This window comes from Pseudomonas sp. GW821-FHT04D07 (genome assembly GCF_059420225.1).
Genome location: NZ_JBWKTH010000005.1, coordinates 1 through 19,987 on the forward strand (window position 1 = coordinate 1; position 19,987 = coordinate 19,987).

18 protein-coding genes are annotated in these 19,987 nt (G+C 52.5%); 4 read left to right on the forward strand and 14 right to left on the reverse strand.

All coding sequences use genetic code 11. From position 1 onward, the window contains the following. The first annotated feature begins 199 nt into the window (after positions 1–199). The gene (locus tag AC07T0_RS08805) at positions 200–505 is read left to right on the forward strand and encodes a hypothetical protein (protein ID WP_495000798.1); all 306 of its coding nucleotides are present in this window, start codon (positions 200–202) and stop codon (positions 503–505) included. A gap of 155 nt (positions 506–660) precedes the next feature. Here the strand turns inward: AC07T0_RS08805 and AC07T0_RS08810 are convergent, their stop codons facing one another. The 8 genes from AC07T0_RS08810 to AC07T0_RS08845 form a co-directional block, all read right to left on the reverse strand. Next, on the reverse strand, positions 661–849 hold the full coding sequence (locus AC07T0_RS08810) for an AbrB/MazE/SpoVT family DNA-binding domain-containing protein (RefSeq protein ID WP_495000799.1): 189 nt from the start codon (positions 847–849) through the stop codon (positions 661–663). 74 nt (positions 850–923) lie between these two features. Then, the gene (locus AC07T0_RS08815; protein ID WP_495000800.1) at positions 924–1,097 is read right to left on the reverse strand and encodes an AbrB/MazE/SpoVT family DNA-binding domain-containing protein; all 174 of its coding nucleotides are present in this window, start codon (positions 1,095–1,097) and stop codon (positions 924–926) included. Between the two features lie 66 nt (positions 1,098–1,163). Then, positions 1,164–1,559: an antitoxin Xre/MbcA/ParS toxin-binding domain-containing protein gene (locus AC07T0_RS08820; RefSeq protein WP_495000801.1), complete on the reverse strand. Its 396-nt coding sequence runs from the start codon at positions 1,557–1,559 to the stop codon at positions 1,164–1,166. Further along, positions 1,556–2,836, reverse strand: a complete 1,281-nt coding sequence (serS, locus tag AC07T0_RS08825) for a serine--tRNA ligase (RefSeq protein WP_495000802.1) — start codon at positions 2,834–2,836, stop codon at positions 1,556–1,558. The genes AC07T0_RS08820 and serS overlap by 4 nt, the downstream gene beginning before the upstream one ends. A 123-nt stretch (positions 2,837–2,959) precedes the next feature. Then, positions 2,960–3,340, reverse strand: a complete 381-nt coding sequence (locus AC07T0_RS08830; RefSeq protein ID WP_495000803.1) for a hypothetical protein — start codon at positions 3,338–3,340, stop codon at positions 2,960–2,962. Between the two features lie 15 nt (positions 3,341–3,355). Beyond that, on the reverse strand, positions 3,356–3,754 hold the full coding sequence (locus tag AC07T0_RS08835) for a DUF6957 family protein (protein WP_495000804.1): 399 nt from the start codon (positions 3,752–3,754) through the stop codon (positions 3,356–3,358). Positions 3,755–3,845: 91 nt separating this feature from the next. Next, positions 3,846–4,241, reverse strand: coding sequence for a DUF6957 family protein (locus AC07T0_RS08840; RefSeq protein ID WP_495000805.1), 396 nt, complete (start codon positions 4,239–4,241; stop codon positions 3,846–3,848). An 807-nt stretch (positions 4,242–5,048) separates the two neighbouring features. Further along, the gene (locus AC07T0_RS08845; protein WP_495000806.1) at positions 5,049–5,777 is read right to left on the reverse strand and encodes a metallophosphoesterase; all 729 of its coding nucleotides are present in this window, start codon (positions 5,775–5,777) and stop codon (positions 5,049–5,051) included. A gap of 175 nt (positions 5,778–5,952) precedes the next feature. On the opposite strand from AC07T0_RS08845, the gene AC07T0_RS08850 reads away from it, so the two are divergent. Then, the gene (locus tag AC07T0_RS08850) at positions 5,953–6,408 is read left to right on the forward strand and encodes a helix-turn-helix domain-containing protein (RefSeq protein WP_495000807.1); all 456 of its coding nucleotides are present in this window, start codon (positions 5,953–5,955) and stop codon (positions 6,406–6,408) included. A 1,195-nt stretch (positions 6,409–7,603) separates the two neighbouring features. Here the strand turns inward: AC07T0_RS08850 and AC07T0_RS08855 are convergent. The 6 genes from AC07T0_RS08855 to AC07T0_RS08880 all read right to left on the reverse strand — a co-directional run bounded on the left by AC07T0_RS08855 (position 7,604) and on the right by AC07T0_RS08880 (position 16,639). Then, positions 7,604–8,530 carry a hypothetical protein gene (locus AC07T0_RS08855; RefSeq protein WP_463573882.1) on the reverse strand — a complete coding sequence of 309 codons (927 nt, stop codon included), beginning with the start codon at positions 8,528–8,530 and terminating at the stop codon, positions 7,604–7,606. A 195-nt stretch (positions 8,531–8,725) separates the two neighbouring features. Further along, positions 8,726–9,763, reverse strand: coding sequence for an SMEK domain-containing protein (locus AC07T0_RS08860; RefSeq protein WP_495000808.1), 1,038 nt, complete (start codon positions 9,761–9,763; stop codon positions 8,726–8,728). A 387-nt stretch (positions 9,764–10,150) separates the two neighbouring features. Next, positions 10,151–11,020 carry a DUF7281 domain-containing protein gene (locus tag AC07T0_RS08865; protein ID WP_495000809.1) on the reverse strand — a complete coding sequence of 290 codons (870 nt, stop codon included), beginning with the start codon at positions 11,018–11,020 and terminating at the stop codon, positions 10,151–10,153. Then, entirely contained in the window at positions 11,017–12,258 is a 1,242-nt protein-coding gene (locus tag AC07T0_RS08870; RefSeq protein WP_495000810.1) for a hypothetical protein, read from the reverse strand. Before AC07T0_RS08870 ends, AC07T0_RS08865 begins: the two co-directional genes overlap by 4 nt. Further along, positions 12,255–12,917 (reverse strand): hypothetical protein, encoded by a 663-nt coding sequence (locus AC07T0_RS08875; protein WP_463573875.1) that lies wholly within the window; start codon positions 12,915–12,917, stop codon positions 12,255–12,257. Before AC07T0_RS08875 ends, AC07T0_RS08870 begins: the two co-directional genes overlap by 4 nt. Beyond that, a complete protein-coding gene (locus AC07T0_RS08880; protein WP_495000811.1) occupies positions 12,914–16,639 on the reverse strand; it encodes an ATP-binding protein in 3,726 nt (1,241 codons plus the stop codon). Before AC07T0_RS08880 ends, AC07T0_RS08875 begins: the two co-directional genes overlap by 4 nt. Before the next feature lie 178 nt (positions 16,640–16,817). Here AC07T0_RS08880 and AC07T0_RS08885 point away from each other — a divergent pair, with 178 nt between their 5' ends. Together AC07T0_RS08885 and AC07T0_RS08890 are read left to right on the forward strand one after the other, a co-directional pair. Beyond that, a complete protein-coding gene (locus AC07T0_RS08885) occupies positions 16,818–17,690 on the forward strand; it encodes a WYL domain-containing transcriptional regulator (RefSeq protein WP_016965239.1) in 873 nt (290 codons plus the stop codon). A gap of 988 nt (positions 17,691–18,678) precedes the next feature. Further along, complete coding sequence (locus tag AC07T0_RS08890; protein ID WP_495000812.1) at positions 18,679–19,755, forward strand: DNA/RNA non-specific endonuclease; 1,077 nt, start codon at positions 18,679–18,681, stop codon at positions 19,753–19,755. Positions 19,756–19,987 lie beyond the last annotated feature (232 nt).

Below are 19,987 nucleotides of genomic sequence, written 5' to 3' on the forward strand. Positions count from 1 at the left end.
CGAGTGAGATAACCGAGCTGTTGCCGCACAGGTGGGCGCCCGTTTAATCACGCAAGGTGTGTTGGGCGGACGCTTACACTCGATGACCGCTTCTGGCCGGTTCCTGCCCTAACCCGAGCATTCACTCGACCCAACGGTGTAGCATCGGCTTGGCATTTTGCAATGCTGACGCACGTTCTACGGCAGTAAGGAAGCACTGATGAAATATGATCTAAAGGTTCTATGGCAACGCGAACGCGCACGCCGTGAAACGCTGTGGACTCTAGAACGCCTACGACCAGGCAGTGAAGAAGCGAGGCCATTATTGGCCCTGCTCGACGACATCGAACAGCAGGATCTCGAAAACCCTATCGGTGATTCCTCATCAATTTCGATTGATGAGCTGCGTGAGTTGGTACCTGAAACGCCATTCGTAGGTACTGACGGACACCACTTTGTGCTCGTGCTCGATCAACACATACCGCAGCCATGGAGAATGCGATTTGAAGCCGACGCGACTGCGTGAAGGCAGTTACGCCAGCGACTGGCGCCGTTTTTTACGACTGTGGTTACGCGAAGTTGAGCACGTCGCCGCCCACAGGGCTGGGTTAACCGATGATTCGAACTTGATGTGAATCTGAAACGCCGCTGAGACACACGGTGACGTCAAGTGGTGAGGGCTCAGGATGAAGGAGATACCCAGCCTATGGGCGTCAGGACTATTGCGCCATCATTCACCTCGATGGTCAATTCGTCACCGAGGCCTAAGCCCAAACTCACAAGCAGTTCTGGCGGGAAGTTGACGATAACGTCGCCACTTCCATCTGCGGTGTCTTGGCACGTGACTTTCCAGCGTTGTGTTTCATTCATGATTCGGCTCCCGCATCAAAGGAGAAATTTCATTATGGTCGTGATTTTTTAGACGTAGCCGAATAATGTTTGAATCATTCATCTTCAGCCACAAGCAGTGCTTTGAAGTAAACATCTAAATGGCCGACCAATGAGTTGATCCGTACGAGTAGACAGGCATCGAGCGCCTTTGGTCGCTCCGGACTGCGATAGATTTCAGCGGCCAGCACATCCAAAATCCTGAGCACCATCGGATCACTTTCCGACAACTCAGAGTACCTCTCTATGCATTGGAATTCGCTTGGCGGCGAGCGGGCTAGGCGGAGGGTGGGCCATTAGATAGGAATACCGCTCTCAAGACGTCCGATGAGGTCAGTGACGGCAATGGCGCCCTCCTCTGTACTAAGCACCTCCAGGGGCGTCTTTGAATTCAAACTGCGTGCTGGTGACGTCAGAAATAGCCTCACTGCCTGGACATCACCTTCGAAGAGGCCATACGCTGCGTATAGCATGCTGATCAACGCCGCTAGCTTCCTGCTTTCGCTCACAGACAAGTGCCCTGCAACTGCCGTCCTCGATAGCGTGCGAGCTGGTATCGCCAGGTACTTGCCTAATATTTCGCTGCCCAAAGACAACACCTCGGCCACTTGCTCGAACAAACTGAACGGCAGACAGTGTTCAACGAAGTCGTGATCCATTGCATCTGGCAAAGGAAGATTCAAGTCCTTCATCGAATGATGTCGACACCGCCCATGAACTGCTGGAGAACAGCCGGCACGCGGATCGAACCGTCGGCCTGCTGATAGTTTTCCAGTACCGCTACCAGGGTGCGCCCCACCGCCAGTCCGGAACCGTTCAGGGTGTGCACCAGTTCCGGCTTGCCGGTTTCCGGGTTGCGGAAACGCGCCTGCATGCGGCGGGCCTGGAAATCGCCACAGTTGGAGCACGAGGATATTTCACGGTACTTGTCCTGGCTCGGAATCCACACTTCCAGATCGTAAGTCTTGATCGCGCTGAAGCCCATGTCGCCGGTGCACAGCGCCAGGGTACGGTAAGGCAACTCCAGCAGTTGCAGGACTTTCTCGGCGTTGGCGGTCAGGCCTTCCAATGCCTCCATGGACGTCGAAGGCTCAACAATCTGAACCATCTCAACCTTGTCGAACTGATGTTGGCGGATCATGCCACGGGGATCGCGACCCGACGCGCCGGCTTCACTGCGGAAGCATGGGGTGTGAGCGACGAACTTGATCGGCAGTTGTTTGGCGTCGATGATTTCGCCCGCCACGATGTTAGTCAGGGAGACTTCGGCAGTCGGGATCAGGTACAGATCGGCTTCGCCTTCGCGAACGATCTTAAACAGGTCTTCCTCGAACTTCGGCAACTGGCCGGTGCCTTGCAGTGCTGGCGCCTGCACCAGATACGGCGTGTAGACTTCTTCGTAGCCGTGCTCGCTGGTGTGCAAGTTGATCATGAATTGCGCCAGGGCACGATGCAGGCGCGCAACTGGGCCGCGTAACACTGAAAATCGGGCACCGGAGAGCTTGGTCGCGGCCTCAATGTCCAGACCTCCGCTGAACTCACCTAATGCGACATAGTCTTTGATCTCAAAATCGAACACACGCGGAGTGCCCCAGCGGCGCACTTCTACATTGTCATCCTCATTGCAGCCGATGGGCACACTGGCGTCCGGTAGGTTGGGCACGGTCAGAACGATATCGTCCAGTACTGCTTGAATGCCATCGAGCTCATTTTTGCCAGATTCAAGTTCACTGGCCATGCGCTCGACGTCAGTCATCAAGGGAGCAATGTCTTCGTTCCTAGCCTTTGCCTGGCCGATAGATTTTGAGCGAGCATTACGCTCTGCCTGCAATTGCTCAGTGCGGATCTGCACCGCCTTTCGGCGCTCTTCCAGTGATCGGATGCGCGCGACATCTAGGCTAAAGCCACGAGAGGCCAGGCGATCCGCCACTTCCTGAATTTGGCTGCGTAACAGTTTGGGATCGAGCATTTCGGTTTCTCGCAGTGTTAAGGTAGCTTTGCAATACAATCGTGAGTAAGCCAATCTAACTGAAAGACGGCTTGGGAGAGATTGAGATGGATGAACTGGCGACCTCAGTCAGCCCTCCTACGCTCATTGACAATCGTCTGCCATGGCTGGCCAGTTAAAATGGTCGAGGCAACGTACGCTGAACCAACGCTCACCAACTAAAGTCCCGGTCTGCCCACACACCTCGCACGTCGACAGTGACCGCTCCTCTGCCATGGCTACTACTTCACGACAAGCTGTATCACCACCAGAAAAGTAGAAGCGCAAGCCGCCGAACTTTTCCTTCACTTGGAGCACCTGTATTTGAGGCACATCAGGGTGAGCATTCAAGTGAATTTTCAGTGTGTGGCACAGCTCATCGATCAAATCCAGCCATCCTGGTAAGCACGCGATTTCGCGAAGATGTACGCTGGAGAAAAACTCCGGATAGCGTTCACGCAAGACCGGCAACAGGTCTTCAGTCATAAGGTTCCTAGCCTTCTAATAAGCCTCTAGCGCCTGCACAGCGGGCAGACTTGCATACTTTCGAGAGCCTCTTCCAGCTAGGATGTACAGCTTGTCTTTGCTTTCAAAAATACAGCCATCCAAATCGCGCAGGTATTCGCTGAGGACGCTCTCACCAGGACTGTGCTTGCCCTGGCTGTCATACAGCGTCATCGGGGAATACAAAATGGTTGGCTTAAGCCCCTGCATTTTAAGCTCGTGCTCCGTCGACGAGGACACCATTACATCGAAAATCATCCAATGCCGAACGACGCAAAATGGACGCCCCTTGAAGGCCTCATTTGATACTCGGATCAACTCGTCGTCGTCGAGTTCTGCCCCATTCAAAATGCACGCGGGGCCATAGAGGAGATCCGCCAACAGAACTAATTCCACACTACCCCACTAATTTTTTGCATGCTGGACTGCTTCCAGTGATGGCGTTTAATGCCCGCACAGCTACTCGTCCAAATTTATATCGCCAAACTTACCTACCGATTTCCATTACCGCCCTGGCACTGCCTTTCTTCCGCACACCACGCCCGAGCAAGACGTACACGGTGTTGGTGCTCTCGAACAGATAACCAAGGGTGAGCGACCGTTGAAAGGTGCTGCGCACCCAATCGCCCTTGCGTCGTTTCCCGCTGCTATGAAGAACCACCTCTGATGCGTACAGCACACATGGCGCAAGCCCAGCTCTCACCAGCGAGTCCCTGTAACTTTCATCGACGTCTACTTCGATAATTCGCCAGTCCCTCACCATACAGAATGGCTTATCAGGAAAGTTCAGGAGGGCTTCAACCTCAGCCTCCCAGATGTCCTTGCCGAAGCCGTTCATAGGCTCGCCACTGCCATGAAGCAGCTCTACTAATTCACTATCCACGCGGTTCCCTACTTTTTGAAATTGCCAATCGAAACTATCAGCTTTGATTGCCTGAAGGATTCGACTCGCCTAGAAAAATCCTCAACGGTGCACCCTCGCCTCCCTCAACAAAGCGTTCGTCAGTGGATCATTTTGATCTCGGGCAGAGCGCCATTTTCATACCACCAATGGCAAACAACGTACCGACTGCCGTTGCGCGTCTCGCACAGCTGATACCCCCGAAGCTCATACACTCTTTCGACCAGCGACGTACGGATCGTTTTTCCATCCGCAAAGCGCCCTCTCGACTCTGAGAAAACCACTCCAACCACACATGGGAACTGAAACTCAGCGCAGCAAAGGAACCCAGTAACCGGCACACCGAAATCAATTTCTTTTGCGTCCGACACGCATCTTGGAAGCCCCATTTCCCTGCCTTTTTTTGCCTATAACCGCCATCAAAGGCGACATCAGTGAACTCGATCAAAACGGTCTAAAGCTCCATTTTCATGCAACCAATGAGCGACCACGTACACGCCACCATCAACGGTTGTGATGACCTGATAGCCTGCGCGCCGACATCGATCAACAATGGCTGGCGTACGGATGGGCAATCCTTCCGGAAAGCTTCTCGTGTGGTCACAAAACAGCAAGCCGGTCAGCTGTGGAGGCCGCTCCAGAGCGCACAACAGATAACCCACAACATTGGGATCACCAATGGCTGTTCGTGCTCGCTCAATGAGCGTTGGCAGCCTGTGAAACCTGAAGTCGGACAGCTCTGCTCCGAAAGTTTTGATCCAGTACACCTAATTCCCCCAGCGCAATTGATCAAATTTCAATCGTGAAATTCGGAATGAATCCTGTGTCCTCTCCGGGATAACCGCGTGGATTTGAGATGAACCTGCACCCGCCGAGCTCAATATCGATCGCGCGATGTGTATGTCCAAAAATCCAAACGTCCACCAACGGCAAAAGTCGATGCCACCGATTTGTGTAAGCCGCGCTCAGATGGCCGTCATGCTTGTCACCCCCGACTTCCGGGATCGGGCAATGGTGCGTCACAACTACCGTCGAACCCTCAAACGGCTTGGCGAGTTCATCGCTCAGAAACTCAAACGCAACCCGGTTTCGCTCAATCACGTCATTCGGGCGTAGCCGGCGAAAGCTCTCCTCCGCTCTGATCACCTGGAAGTCATTCATCCATTGGCCGCACATCATCGTCGCCGCCACAACATCTCCGGAGGATGAAAAATCCGTCCACCCCGTTGTGGCCAAGAAACGCGTTTGGTTGCAAACCCAAACCTGATTTTCGAGGAGATGCACATGGGGTGCGGCTGCGTCACGCATTTTGCGCAAGGTATGATCGATATGGCCTTTGTAAAATTCGTGGTTACCGCATACGTAAATCACAGGGCAGCCGAACGTCTCGTTGGCCCACTTCACGCCCCGTGACTGAATGTCGATGTCCCCTGCCAATACGACCAGGTCGCAGTCTCCAGGCTCAGGGGCGAATGGAGAAAATTCGTTATGCAGATCCGAAAGCACGTAGAGCTTCATCTGTAGCCTGATCTCGATTTACAGCTAAATTGAAGGAGCAAACGCAAGGGCGGGACTGGATCTAGGGCCCTCAAGAATGCAGGACATCAACCAGAACCGCCATTCATATAAATATATAGATTTGAGTGGCGGATGGCAAACGCGGCATATAGCTCTGTTTTAACGGAACGAAAAAATGTCTGTGCGCATTGCTTTCGCTGCAGCGTTGAGGCTCTTGAGGACAGGACGCGGCCTCAAGCAAGATGACCTGAGCGGCAGCCTCACACAATCGCACGTGAGCCAAATTGAAAATGGAAAAACATCGCCTAGCCTTGAGGCGATCATTGAGCTGAGCGATGCTCTTAAACTGCACCCTGTCGCGCTGATGGCCTTGGTGTGTGCGGCGCAAGAAAAGCTGACTGCCAGCGATGTCCTCGAAATCGCCGAAAAAGATCTTCAGTCGAAGTCTCTACTCAAGGTCGCAATTGCCCTGGAAAAAGAGGAAAGACCTCACCCTCGTGTTACGGCAGCGGCTCTAGCACGGGACAAGGTTCAGGCTTTGAAAGAACAAGGGCATTCACAAGCTGAGATTGCAAGGAAGCTGGGGATGGCAGAATCGACGGTTAGGCGTCACTGGCATCGTCAGAGTTAATCGTGCTCGTTATGCTTGCTTGAGTATTTCGCTAGATGCTCTGCTCTACTGCTTGGTGCCGGGCAAACGCGGCGATCGTAATAGCCACCGGTACGCTCCAGACCTGCAGGTTTGACGAAGTGGAGGCTGATTGCGCGGCGGCTGCCATATTGGTTCAAAAATCGCTTGATTCAATCAGTGGAAAATCACGAATCAGGTGAAAATAATCGGTGGAAAATCACGATTTATTTTGTTTCTTCAGCGGAAAAACCATAAATGATTCCACTCATTTATCGAAGGGATCGGTTTCGCCTAGGAAATACGGGGCTTTGGGGCTTTCCACTTAAATCGCGATTGGTGCACCAATCGCGTTTTGAGTGGATTGTCCCCCTCCAAAACCCTCAAACCCTTGTATTCCGGGGCCTTAAGCACACCAGGCGCCCCGATTCGGCCGGATTTTTTAACGAAATAAGTGGATAATTTCTTCGGCCTAAAAATAGCAAAGCATTGATTTATATATGTTTTCTTAAAAGCGCTCCAAATGGAATAGCTCTTTCGGCTAAGGGGAAATTAGTGGAATCAGTTTTGACGCTGCGAAACCCCGCCAACCCTGAAACCCTCGCAGGACAAGGGCCCCAGCGCCATTTGAAGATTTTGGTGGACATTCCGACCTACCAATTCCTGAGACGTAATGAGTGGACATTCCACATGAACACCGACCCGCTCAACATTTCCTAAAACTGGGATGCTGACAATGTGTGATCAGACCTCCCTGAAAATAGCCCCTCTGCATATTTTGTCAAGATATATGATATTTTCATCATCACAATTCAGATCCAGGCATAGATCTTTATCTGCTGGAGGCTCTGGGAACACTGACCGGTTACAAACTGCATCTATGTAAATAAATAGAACCTGCTCCCCAGTTACTTCATCATCACCGGCAAACAAATGACAGTGGTCGTGTAAATTCCGCATTTCATCGCTAGAATGTACGGCGCGGCGCAGAGCAAGAACTCGCGCCTGTTTAGTTTTCTCTGAAAAACCGTCGCCTATTGACTCCTTAAACCCAATTGCGCTAAAAAAATCGTTGAATCCTCAGTAAGTCGATCTCGAAAGAAATAGCCAGACAGGACTCGACTGACTCTCCCTGCCGGGAACTAAACATGTCCGGCCACGTACAAACCCTCACCCTCACCCTCACCCCTTTATTGCTTCACGCAGAAGCTTCAGGTTCTGAATAATACCGCCCCGCCATATCTCGCTTTAACTTAGCGATATGATCAAAACAGTCTGCAGCCACATCCCTAAAGTCACTTTCGATCTGCTGGCAGTGATTAAGATAAATATCCGCCAAAACCGAAAAATAAGCCTCTATGATGCGAGTAAATACTAGAATACAGTCCTTCGTTCTTCTGCCCGAGCGGGCAACTACGTAGGTCTTGTTGCCTGACTTCTCTTGCGCAGGTTCGCTCTCCACATACACCCCCCATATCTTCTTATTGTTGTGTATATAGTCACTTAGCATGCCATTGAGGCTGCCAGCATCGGGAATAATCTCCTTCAGCGGCGTGATGGATTTGGTCGGCTCAAATCTATCAAGTTCTATTTTATCTTTTGCGCCCCTAATTTGATAGGCATGCCCTATCTGCTCAAGAACCGAACGAAGCAAGCAATTAACATCAAAGTACATACTGTTCTTTATAAGAATTGAGATTGATTGAAAGCTACTTAATACCCTTTGGAGAATTAGCATAGAAGCGCGGAGCCCTAGGTTAATCTCAGGAAGCCCCCCAATGCTCTCATCAATTGACTTGTGCGCCTTGAAGGAGCTAAACACCAAAAAATCTGTCGCCAAAAATTCATCCTTAACCAGCGTCTGCATAGTCAAGCCGTCAGGATCATTAAGATTTTGAAGTAGCGCCTGAAAATTATCGTTATCAAATTCTTCATTTTCATCAAGAGATGAAAAAAGATAGTGAACCAGCCTAAGCACCGTATTTGAACTATCTGTTGGCAGCGCGTAATCAAACTCGCCTGTTCCCAATGGAAAAAGAAGATGAACATTATCGATAGCATGCTCACCCTGCCGATAATAGCGAAGATCTCGCAAGGAAAACCACGGCTCACGATTATTGCTCATATTTATACAGGGCTCCATTTATTTAATATCCCGTCAGTATTCCAAGAGAATACGCAGGAATTTTCAAAGTTGAAGGAGAGCTCTCTTCTGACTGAAAGCTGACTATGATCCACGGATCCTGCCGGAAGCTGATACACGCATACTCTTGCGGCAATGTGAGGCACGAGACGGTAAAACGTAACTTGCATTAACTTATCAAAATCCGCTGAAATCCAGTGAGACAATTGGCTTTTTGTATCCTATGCCTTTGGCCTCAATGTAATCGACGAGCTCATATATAAAACCGTCAATTTTTATCGGAGCGAAAATTCTAACGAATGGGCTTTGGTTGCTCTCTTGCTCCTCAATATCTGCGAAGCCGTGCTCGTCAAGCAATATAAGCTCTTCCCTCAGGCCGGGGAATTTGCAGGTTCTTACAAGCTTGTTGTAGTTTAACCATAAGCACGCACGATAGAAGCTTCCGCTTGGGGTCTTTTTGTCGTCCATTTCTCTGCGCTCCAGAAGAAAAGCATAGAACTCTCGAGTGATTCTCGGCAGTTCGGCCAGCTTATGGGCGAAGCTTTTAAAGTGTTCCCTGACTTCGCTCAGCGAGTGCTCAAAATTCTCTTCAACCCTCTGTTGATAGGCATAGTATTTCTTGAAATCCGAAAACTGCGGCTTAGGGATTCTCTCAATATACGAATCTATTGATGTTGCAAAATTACCATCTTCATCGGGGATCTCCAGCTCAATCCGAATCCTTGTCAAGTTGCGACGGACAAGGTCATAGAGAGCCTGCAAACGATCAAGTGGAAGGGATATAGTCTTCCTACATAGGTCGTCTATATCCCAGATATTCTTCTCGGTGAAACTTAATGCTTTTGCATACGCCGAATTAATAGTGTATGTCGATTGTTTCTTTCCGATTATCAGTACGATGACTTCGGTGAAACCAGTTTTTTTCTCAAAAAGCACCTTGAGAGTCTTATTGATCTTTTGAGAGGTTTTTGTTGATGTAACTTGAAAGGCAATTGAGGCGACCTCATCGCCAAGGTCTAGACCTGGCTCATTGCTTCTATCGTCATTAAGGTTACACAAGAGCAATGAGAGAGTCTCATTTAAGAAGTCCTTAAAAAAATCCTCAAGATAGCGATTGAGATCGGTAAGTCCAAGCTGGCACCGAGTAGATACCTGCTGTGAAATAGTTGCGAGCCCGTCAACTATCTCGCCAATTAAATGTCCGCGCGTGATCATGCTTCACCGTGAATATGGTTTATAAGTCGGCGATACATACAGACGGGTGCCCCCCTGTTTCTATCGTGTAGCGAGTCTTGTCGATGCGCGCCACTTTATCCAATTATCTCAAGTATTGGAGTCGTAGCATAGGCAAAGAGGTCGCGGTAGGGACGGCAGTTACCTGCCGCCCCCCGCACAGATCCGTACGCGCGGAACTACCGCATACGGCTCCTGCCTCGGGTGATGCTATCAGCAAGGTCTGTCAGACAGATACCTACCACTGAGGGGATTTGAGCCGGACTAGAGGGGCCCCTTCTGTCATCGTCTAGCATTTCGTCCCGGGAAGTATGAACGTGTGACTACGGTGCCAGGGCTCCACGCCCTGGCACCCTCCAGGACTGAGCACTAATTACAATTAATGTCGTCGCTAGCACCCGTTGGGTTAAGTGGTAGATATTCCAGCTCCATACCTGCCATGGACTCCTGCGACAATGCCAGTTTCTTCAACAGCATGTCTTGCACCATAGGTATGGTCGCGCGTTGTAGCCATTCACGCGCAACATCCTGGTTTTCATAATCCTGTGGCTTGTCCCAATTGGAGGCGACGATTTCGGCAATCGTGTTCGCCGACGGCACGACAATACCCTGTGCTTTTGTAGTCAGCGTATTCATCCAACCTTGAGGGTCGAAATCGGGGAAACAGATGACGTTTCTTACGCCGGCAAGAGCTCTCGTCACTGCGGCCGGTGTGATTTGAGGACTCCCACGAAAGAGCATGGGTAGGTGCATGACATTGCCTGGCCAGTGGTACTCGTTGACCGCGAACATCACAGCTTGGTTCTCTACCAGAATCACCGTATCGAGGCCGTGAAGCTCCTCTGCAGGTACGTTCAGAGTGCCTCCGGCCGGGTGGCTGTAAACGCCAGTTGCCAACTGGATTTGTCCGGACAGCGACGCGGCCATGACAACGAAATCCCCGGGCCTCAATCGAGCCAATTTCTCATTACGTGACTTTTTGGCCAGAGCCAAGCGGTCACCCTCTAGCTCTTCCATGCTAACAACCAGAGCGTCTATGCCTGTTTCCCTCTCTAGCATCATGCGCACGGTGTGCAATTCAGCGTTTGTCAGCGTCAGGTAGGTAGCCCCAAGCCTTTTGCCAATGCAGTAGGTTGTGTGCAGGGACAACCAGGTAGCGTTGATTTTCACCTTGCACGCGTCCTGCCTGATTGCAATCACCACGGGTTTGATGGCCCTGATGTTGTCAAAAATTCTCATCGCCGCTCAGCTCTTTCCAAAATCAGGTCAATGACACGCCGGTTGGCAGATATGCGCGGGTATGGGGCATAAGTCGGGTTGAGCCGGTAGTTGAGCGGTTTGTGTCGCACCTTGGCTACCGCCGACTGCAGACGAACGTATCCATCCAGCGCGTAAAGCCAGATGCTCATCGAGATGTCACTGTCGCCATGGGTACTCCAATAGGCAACTGCAGACTGCGCTTGATTGGTCTTGTTCAGGGCCTCAAGCATGCGCATGAGATGATCACGCGCGAAGGGTTTCTCAAGAGCCTTGGGGGCCTCTTCGGCTGGAATCACGGCCTTCGACTCACGAGCTTTCGCGGGCTGTTCGATTCGTCGCTCTTTCGGAGGAGGGAGTGAGGCTATCAACAGTTCTAACTGCTCCAGGCTCTCCCCTGCCTCGACGTCACAGTACGCGCTACCCGCCAAGGTCATTTCCACGGCCGGAACCCAGGCAGCCGTGTCTCTGCCGTCAAACAGCGGTTCCAGATCAATCGGGTTGCCCGCCTGAAGGAACAGGTCAACCGCATGAGCTATCTGGCGCATGTGATTGCGCTTACGCACCGCCAAACTCAGCCGATCTAAGCGTCCGATCATCTCGTCCAGAGCGAGGCGGTTTCGTGAAACAGCACCGAGAAGGTTATCCAGGAGGACACGCCGTAGAGAACGATCACTGCCGGCCATACTTGAAAGGCCTACATGAGTGAACAAACCCAGGTTTTCGTGGAGCCGTTTGAGCCTGTTGATCGCATTATTGATATCTCGCAGCCGATCTCGCAGCCGTGGAGAGAACCCATACCCCCCTTCGATGAACGCTCGGGTTTGCGCTTGCTCGTTACGTAAGTGGTTCGTGACTTGACGGCAGCTGTACGTCAATCGTTTCAGGTGCTGTTCGGCCTCATTGGAGGAGTTGGCCGCTTTGGCGTCACGGTATGCCTCGCAGTGCTGCTCAATGGCTATGAGGGACTCTTTCAGGTCAGGAGCAGCACGACCAAAGCCCTGAAGCGAAATTTGCGCGCCGACCTCCAGCAGCAAGCCACTGAGGTAGTAGAGCTCATCATCTTCTTCGATGAGCCCTTTGGACATCAGATAGGAAATCCCCTTTGTCCGTCGCTCAGGCAGCGCCACTCCGTCCTCGTCTGCCATCGCTAATGCTTCGAGAAAAGGTGCATTTCGTGTGAGTGCATCACCCAGCTCGATCCAGTCTGGCTCCTTCACAAATTGAGCCCTCCCTGATGTTCAGTATGCGATTGGTCGCTGGCACCGATGTCGAGGCTGAGCGAGTTGTATTCGGCTATCCACGCCAAGATCGTATGAACGTAGCCCATCTTGCCTGTGGCGATGTAGTTCGCCGACTCGCTGTTGCGCTTGACGATGTACCCGGCGTCAGCCAATGCGCGAAGGACAAGTTTGAGCCTGTCGTTGTTGTCCTTACCGCTTTTGGATTTGTTGAAAAAGTCGTACCCGCTGAGATCCCAGAGCTGCGTACGGTAGGTGGGATGATTCTCGATTGAGTCCAGCATGTCGGCGAATGAAATGACGTCGCCCGGGGCCAGGCATGTCTCACTGCGTCCCGCACGATTGATTAGCCGGATGAATTCAAGGCAAGGCCGAATCTGGTCGCGTAGCTCGATCAGTTGCGCCGTTGCCGCTTCTCGATCTACAGGTTCAGAAAGGTCAATAAACCGTGCAAAGAACGTATCGGGAGCCTCGGGCTCACCGAGTGTTGCCAATTTTCGCCCCAGGGGCGCGAGCGCACTCTCAACGCAGGCCGCAAAATCAGCCTCTCGTAGCTGGCGGTGAAGCTCTGGATAGGCATATTGGCAAATGAAGCCCCCGGCAAGAAGCTTACTCAGTACGTCTCTCAGGGGGCTCATTGTGCATCCTTCCGATCATCGTTTCCCAGTGCATCGTTAAGGTCATCAAGCTCGTCCTTTTCCTCCATACCGTACTCCTTGACCACAATCGAATCGGTGTCAGACCGGCGCTCCAGGCTGTACCGATTATTAAACTGCCGGAGCAGCTCCGGCGCGCCTCCAGGAAAGCATGCCAACATGGAAAGCCCGCGATCATTGAAGTAGTTGACCAGCGCAACGTAGTTTTCTGGTGACAGCTCCAATGCTTCGTCGATGGGGATCGACATCTGAAAATCCGCCTCATTTCGCAAAAGCTCGAACAGCGATACGTAGATCATGGCCACGATGATCTTCGTCAGCCCTGTGCTGCTGAGGTGGATCAGCTCCGCGTTATTTGTCGCGACTTTCACCCTGCCTTGGTCGTTGCAGGTGACGGAGACATCGAAACAATCGGAAAGCTTAGACGTGAACGCACCGCCTTCAATCTGGCGTTCCACGGTGCGCAAGGCGTCCATGAAGCCATCAGTTGGTAGATAATCACCTCCCATCCCACTCCACCGCTTGTACTGCTGCTCGTAGTTCGTCATGTCGTCCCAAAACGACATCTCATGGATGCGTGATGAAACTTTGAACTCAAACTGGCGGATTTGGGCGAAAGAGCCGAGTACCTCGCTCGCCTTCTCTGTCGCGTCCTTTCCTAACTTCAAAATGCTTCGGTGCAGGTGCTGCAGCTTCGAGCGGTTATCGCAGAGCTCGTCTGAGAGGTTTTTAGCCTGAATAATCAGCTTGGTTTTCTGGTCAGGGTGAGATATCTCAATGTATTCCTGGAGATTCGCAGCGGCTTCCAACCACGCCAGCTCAAACACATATGCACTGTTTGAGGCGTGATTGATGATCTGTTCGATGGCCGCGCCCTGCGGCGTATGCACCAGCCGTTCTCTGACGAAACGATGGTGAACGTCGCGATAAAGCTCGGCGCCTTTGCGGTGGTGTTCTGATTTGCGACGTTTGAGCTTGCCGACCTCATCCTCGATGTCTGCAGCCTTCAGCGTAGAACCCAAGTGGGCCTCAGCGGCTGCGTCAATCTGTTCAAGATCGCGCAGTACCCGTGATACTGCACCTAGCTCCTGGTCATCGGCGTGCCCTTCGGTGACCAATGCCTTGCGACGCTCGGAAATCGTTTTTTGCGCAGCCCGTAGCTCAAGTTGCCATTGTTCAATGGCGCGACTGATCCGCTCAAACTCTGCGATTGCGCGAGCCAACGCCGCCTTACGTTCAGGAACTGCTGGTACTGATTCTCTAACCCAAAGTCGATAGCCATCGATCTCCGATTCATGATCCCTTAAACGTTTGATCGTTTTCTCCAGCTCAGCAATCTCGGCGCCAAGCCGCTTGCTCGCCGTGTCATCAACTCCAGCTGATTTGAGCTGGGCTTCAAGATCTGCCAGAGCTCGTTCCAGTTCCGCCGCGAGGGTGGCGTCGACCCGTTCTTCTGCGGTCTGCAGTTCCAGCTCGGCCCGAGACTGATCCTGAGTCAACTGCAGTCGAGACTTGTCTGCTTCACCTTGCAGGTCACTAATTTCCTGCCTGTGCCGTTTTTTCAAACTGTCTAGGTGGCTGGCGATCAATTCAAGCCGATGTGCTGCTTCCAAGACGCGGGCCGCCTGTATCTCGAGTTCCTGCACGACCTCGTCGCGAGCCCGATCAACCAAACCGGCGTGATCCCCTTTTAGCGTCTCCAGATCCAGAATCGCATTGGTCAGTTCTTTTTGAGCTGCCGACGCCCGGATACCTGTCTGGCGCAGGCGATCTTCTACTCCTCGCTGCTGTCGCTCTATCACCTCCATATCAGTGCCGAGCGCTCCAATCTGGGTGGTCAATAAAACGACCTCAGCTTCGAGAGCGTGAACACTGGCAACAGTGGTCTGGGGGAGCACGTCGAGATTGATCTCAACACCGTAGAGACTTTCTTGAACTGCCTCTAGCAGCGCGGGATTCAAATCCGTACGCATCAACGTCTCTGTCGGGACAAGTCGAGCGATATTATCTGTCCAGGTAGGGTGATGCCGTCGCAGGAAACCAAGCAATGTTTCGGCACCGGCGTTGATCTGCAGCTTGATGGTATTTCTGGACTCGACCAGCGCGTCTCGCCTGGCTTGCAAGCCGCTATACTCCGCAGCGCGGGTCTGTCGTTCCAGCGATAGGCTCTCTACCTCGGCTGACACAACACTCAGCGCGTTTTGAAACTCGGCAATGAGCAGCATTTGCTCATTGATACCCTTTTGGGACGCATCCAGCGCGATCTGGGCGTCAGGAAGCGCGCTGAGGGACTTGAGTTGTTCAGCACGTGCAAGCTCGCGAGCCTGAGTACCAGTTGCCTGGAGCTGTTCTTGCTGGTGCACGGCGAGCTCGTCCTCATGAGCGACCCGTCTCTCATCAAGCAATTTATCTTGAGTAGCGGACAACTCCTGATGCCGTTGTTGGATCGCGTGTGAGGACGCATGGTACTTGGAGAACGCAGCACTCTTTCCATCAGCAGCAGCCTGCTTCGCAGCCGCTTCGAGTTCCAGAAACACGCTTCGGATGTCAGCCCCTTGGCGGTTCAATTTGACCTGGTGTTCTTGCTTGAGGTGTAGCTGGTCTCGTATCTCCCCAAGCTGGTCGAATTCCTCCGAGAGCGCCTGTGTACGATTTTGCAGGTAGCGATCCCGCTTTTCGTTGAACCGATGCTGCCAGGACTCCGCCTCTGTCACCAGGGTCTGAGTTTCGCCCTTTAGACCGCTGAGTGCACTCATATGATCTCGGTTACGGTTTTGTAGCTGCTCATCTTCTGAACTGAGCTGGGCCAGCGCTTCCACTCGACCGTTTTGTCGTTCCTTGAGTTTCTCTTCGACCATGAGTGCTCGGCGCTTGTGCACGCCCAACTGCCGCAGGACTGCACGAAACTCGTGGCAGTGGCGATTCATTTCAAATATCACGGGTTTCAGCGACTCCATCAGGAGATAGCCCGCGCGGTTATCAATGACATTCCTGAACGGCTGCGCGTTGAGCATCATTAGAGTGCGGCTTGGATCTGCGTTGTCCTGCTGAAGGATTTCGGCCATGGTTGCCTTCATCGTGTCGAAGGTGCCGCCGCTCTCGATAAGCGCCAGAGTCACAAAATCGATGCCGTTGAAGTCCTTGCGCTTTGGTGCGAGTGAGAAGCCCATCCGCAGACTCACGATCAGCTTGCGCTTGGTAGCGTCGGTGATTTTCTCCAGATGGGCTGTGCCGCTATTGAATTGAATGATCTGCCGGTAGTGGTACGGTTGCAGCTCAGGGGAACAGGCGATCCCAAGGTGGGTCAGGTGGCCATGTAGTTCGCCTGGAAGTACCAACAGGCCTGCATCATAGTCGCGGTAGAGAAGTTCCGGGCTCCAAGCGCTTGATACCAGTCGATATGCATACCCTTCCCCGCTACGATGCATGATCGCGCAGCGAGCATCGCCAGCAAAGTTCACGTATTCAAACACGATGAAGCTCGAGGAACGTGGGAGATACCAGTTGGCAAAGCTCTCACGGTTGGTTCCAGCCTTCACCAAGCGCCCTGGAGACGCGCCATAAAACACAGGGATGAGCTTTATGAAGGACGACTTTCCGATTCCGTTTTCACCCGTGACGCTGGTGTTACCTTCCATGACAAGCTCTGCTTTGGCGCCCGCACATAGTGAATCGATCAGTACAATTTTGATGAGTTGCGACATCAGCTGCCTCTCTGGCTAACCTCGTATCAATACCGCCGACGGTTTCTCGGCATCCCTTCGCAGCGTCCATCTACTCCTTCGACGGTGCTTGCGCTCTCACTCAACGATATGTAGATATACCAGACACATCTACGGTGTTTACGCATACAGGTAAACTTTTCGAGCACATGGGGACGGTATGAAACGGGCGAAAGCGATTGAGGCTGTACGCTGGGATTTGGCATTGCGTTACAAACTGATAGAGACCGTTGCCTGGTGGGAAGGTCGCCTGACCACGGGGCACTTGATGCAGAGCTTTGGCATCAGTCGTCAGCAGGCGTCGAAGGACATCAACACCTACATCGATGAGCATGCGCCCCGAAATCTATCGTATGACAAGCACCTAAAAGGTTACGTACCCACCAAGCATTTCAAACCGCTGTTCATGAAGGAAAGTGCAAGTGCATATCTGCACCTGCTGAACCAGAATCACGAGCGGGCTCCACACATTGAAGGACTGACGTTGGCGTATGCGCACATTGACATCCTTGACGTGCAGGATCGCTCTATCCGCCCCGAAGTGCTTAGGCCGTTATTGAAGGCTTGTCGAGAAGGTCAACGACTTGAGTGTGAGTACGCTTCTTTCAAAACGCCAGATGGGGAAACCCGACTCATTGCGCCGCATACGCTTATCCATACCGGCATGCGCTGGCACGTGCGTGCATACTGCGAGAAAAATGGTGAGTATCGTGATTTTGTATTGAGTCGGTTTCGGGGTACTCCGGAGCTGATGAATGATTTCACAGAGCATTCACGTCAGCTCGACCCCGGGTGGACGACGCCGGCGACAGTGATCCTGGAAGCGGATTCGAGATTGAAGGCTGGGCAGCGGGCCATTCTCGAAGCCGATTACGGAATGGAGAACGGACAGTTGATGATAGAAACCCGCGGCGCGTTAGTTCAGTACGTCTTGAATCGCTACCAGATCGATACCGCCAAAATGCATATGAAACCAAGCGCCCAGCAGCTCATCGTGGCTAACCTGGACGAGCTCAGCCATTGGCTCTACTAGACCTGGGCAGCACCGTGAATGTGTAAACAAATCACGCATATCGCGCAGGTAGGGCTTGATCACATCCAACAGCAATCACCAGCTGCACCACAGCGGATGCCCCTTACTCAGAGGATCAGCTGGATCGCTGCCGTTGGAAAAGGCAATAGGCCTCATCAGCTCGGAGGCCTACCCCCTATCTACGGGGTGGCCATTTGCGACCTCACACTCAGCATCGTCGTTGGAGGCATCGTTCCTCCGCGATACTCTGAAGCTCAGCTATGAAGATGCTGAGCAGGATTTCAGCAAACTGCGCCTGGAGTCTGATCGGCTGTTAGAGATGGATGATAGCAAAGGACAACAGGGGTTACGTGCACTCCCCCGCCGCCAGAGTCCTTGGCAGCGCATTCGGATCATTCGACTGTAAGGCAAACATTAATTAGAGCAGCGTCGACTCCATGAGGAACGAGGTGCGTCCAGCGGCTATGGGGTCAGGATGCTATCGCCAACATGCGATGTCTTGATATGGCGACAAGGCGCGGCATTCGCGAGTAGCTGAAGATGGATAACGGTCGGTTTTGATTGCCGCTAGATGAGCACGAGTGCTCCCCTATTACCCTGCCGAGTCGCAGGAAGGTGAGCCAAGACGACCACTAATGCCTTGATGGAAAGGCGTGGCAGTGACCCGCTCTACCCCATCTCGTCCAGCTGAAAACTTTGCGTGAATTACGTACATATTGGTTCAAAAATCGCTTCAATCAATCAGTGGAAAATCACGAATCTGGTGAAAATAATTGGTGGAAAATCACGATTTATTTTGTTTCTTCAGTGGAAAAACCATAAATGATTCCACTCATTTATCAAAGGGCTCGGTTTGGCCTAGGAAATACGGGGCTTTGGGGCTTTCCACTTATATCGCGATTGGTGCAACACACCTTGCTTCGCTGTTCACACTCCCTGTACGATTTCCCCAGTTTGTTTGGCTATCCACTCATTCCAAGGAAGGACCATGCGCTTCGTACAGTTCCTCAGCAATCCTCCTGAAAATTTCAAGGGTGGAGCCCGCCAGCGTGTGAAACGGCTCGTTGCCGAGATGTCACCGGGGGTGAAGCCTCACACGCCAACTCCACGAAACAACACGGTCCTGCCTCTTTCGATGTATGAAGGTGGAGTGGCTGACACCCGGCACGAAGACTGCCACCGAGGACACCTCATTGCTCTGGAGTTTGGTGGGCCCGAGTCCTCGAGCAACCTGGTTCCGATGTATGGCTCATTCAACTCGGGAGGTATATGGCGCCAATTCGAGCGTGAGCTTGAGAGCTGGGTGGATACCGCAGGAGGTAATTGCGAAGTGGCCATCACCTGCGATTACGCTACCGAAATTTCCGAAGAACAGCGTGTGCCCACGCGGTTCACGATTATCACGAAAGTCCTGGCCGGCCTGCACGTCAATCGCACACGCACGTGGCCTATTCTGCATCCAAAGCCAGCGCCTATCATCGGCGGTGCCGACCCGACGAAGAAGGCCGAATACCTCGCACTCATCGACGAAATGACAAACGCAGGCTGGGACATCCAGGACCAGTTGAATACTGTAGGGTTTCCCTCTTACCGACGGCTCCCCGTTTTTCCTGCCGCGGCAAGGCCTTACGCGTTCCTCGATTATGCCGAGTGGAAGTCCGTCAAGGATGACCCCAAGCAGCTTGCGCATTGGAATGACCGCGTAATACTGTCGCAGGCAGCCGAATTCTCAAGCACGCAGATCGAAACTATCCGCGCAGTCAACCGCGTTCTCAACGATGGGTATCTTATAAGCGACGCCATCGTTGACCCTGTGTACACCGACAAGTACCGCATTCCAGGCCAGCGGGTTGGTCTACTGGTCGAAGGTGGTCATGATCTCACACCTCAGGTCGATCACATTATTGCCAAGTCTGCCAGCGGAGCGGCCGTTTACAGCAATGCCATGTTGATCAGCGCCAAGCACAACAGCGACAAGCGCGCACGATTGGCGTTCGCAGACAGCAATGCTTTGAGCAGCATTGTTCGCGGTACCGGCAGAGTCAAAAGATATAAGCCTTACTGAACTTGATTTCGAAGACTCGATAGCGGCAGGCAAGCATCAGTGCCTGCCCTCCTCTTTTTTTGAACTAGCATCCATCAGCCGCTGGACTGGGACCGTGAGAGGTCGGGGTGGCAAGGCTAGGGATGTCGGGGAAACTAGGTCTATGAACATCAATCGATGAACAGGCGAGTTAATTCCGAGAACATTGAGCCAGCAATTTCGGGCCTGTGAGCTACTTATGAACATCTGACAT

What these genes read in the sequence shown, in the direction of transcription:
- AC07T0_RS08885 (WP_016965239.1), top strand. Translation starts at nt 16,818, where the DNA reads ATGAAACGGGCGAAAGCGATTGAGGCTGTACGCTGGGATTTGGCATTG.
- AC07T0_RS08820 (WP_495000801.1), bottom strand. Translation starts at nt 1,559, where the DNA reads ATGAAGGACTTGAATCTTCCTTTGCCAGATGCAATGGATCACGACTTC.
- AC07T0_RS08810 (WP_495000799.1), bottom strand. Translation starts at nt 849, where the DNA reads ATGAATGAAACACAACGCTGGAAAGTCACGTGCCAAGACACCGCAGAT.
- AC07T0_RS08875 (WP_463573875.1), bottom strand. Translation starts at nt 12,917, where the DNA reads ATGAGCCCCCTGAGAGACGTACTGAGTAAGCTTCTTGCCGGGGGCTTC.
- AC07T0_RS08855 (WP_463573882.1), bottom strand. Translation starts at nt 8,530, where the DNA reads ATGAGCAATAATCGTGAGCCGTGGTTTTCCTTGCGAGATCTTCGCTAT.
- AC07T0_RS08860 (WP_495000808.1), bottom strand. Translation starts at nt 9,763, where the DNA reads ATGATCACGCGCGGACATTTAATTGGCGAGATAGTTGACGGGCTCGCA.
- AC07T0_RS08850 (WP_495000807.1), top strand. Translation starts at nt 5,953, where the DNA reads ATGTCTGTGCGCATTGCTTTCGCTGCAGCGTTGAGGCTCTTGAGGACA.
- AC07T0_RS08805 (WP_495000798.1), top strand. Translation starts at nt 200, where the DNA reads ATGAAATATGATCTAAAGGTTCTATGGCAACGCGAACGCGCACGCCGT.
- AC07T0_RS08865 (WP_495000809.1), bottom strand. Translation starts at nt 11,020, where the DNA reads ATGAGAATTTTTGACAACATCAGGGCCATCAAACCCGTGGTGATTGCA.
- serS (WP_495000802.1), bottom strand. Translation starts at nt 2,836, where the DNA reads ATGCTCGATCCCAAACTGTTACGCAGCCAAATTCAGGAAGTGGCGGAT.
- AC07T0_RS08830 (WP_495000803.1), bottom strand. Translation starts at nt 3,340, where the DNA reads ATGACTGAAGACCTGTTGCCGGTCTTGCGTGAACGCTATCCGGAGTTT.
- AC07T0_RS08890 (WP_495000812.1), top strand. Translation starts at nt 18,679, where the DNA reads ATGCGCTTCGTACAGTTCCTCAGCAATCCTCCTGAAAATTTCAAGGGT.
- AC07T0_RS08880 (WP_495000811.1), bottom strand. Translation starts at nt 16,639, where the DNA reads ATGTCGCAACTCATCAAAATTGTACTGATCGATTCACTATGTGCGGGC.
- AC07T0_RS08845 (WP_495000806.1), bottom strand. Translation starts at nt 5,777, where the DNA reads ATGAAGCTCTACGTGCTTTCGGATCTGCATAACGAATTTTCTCCATTC.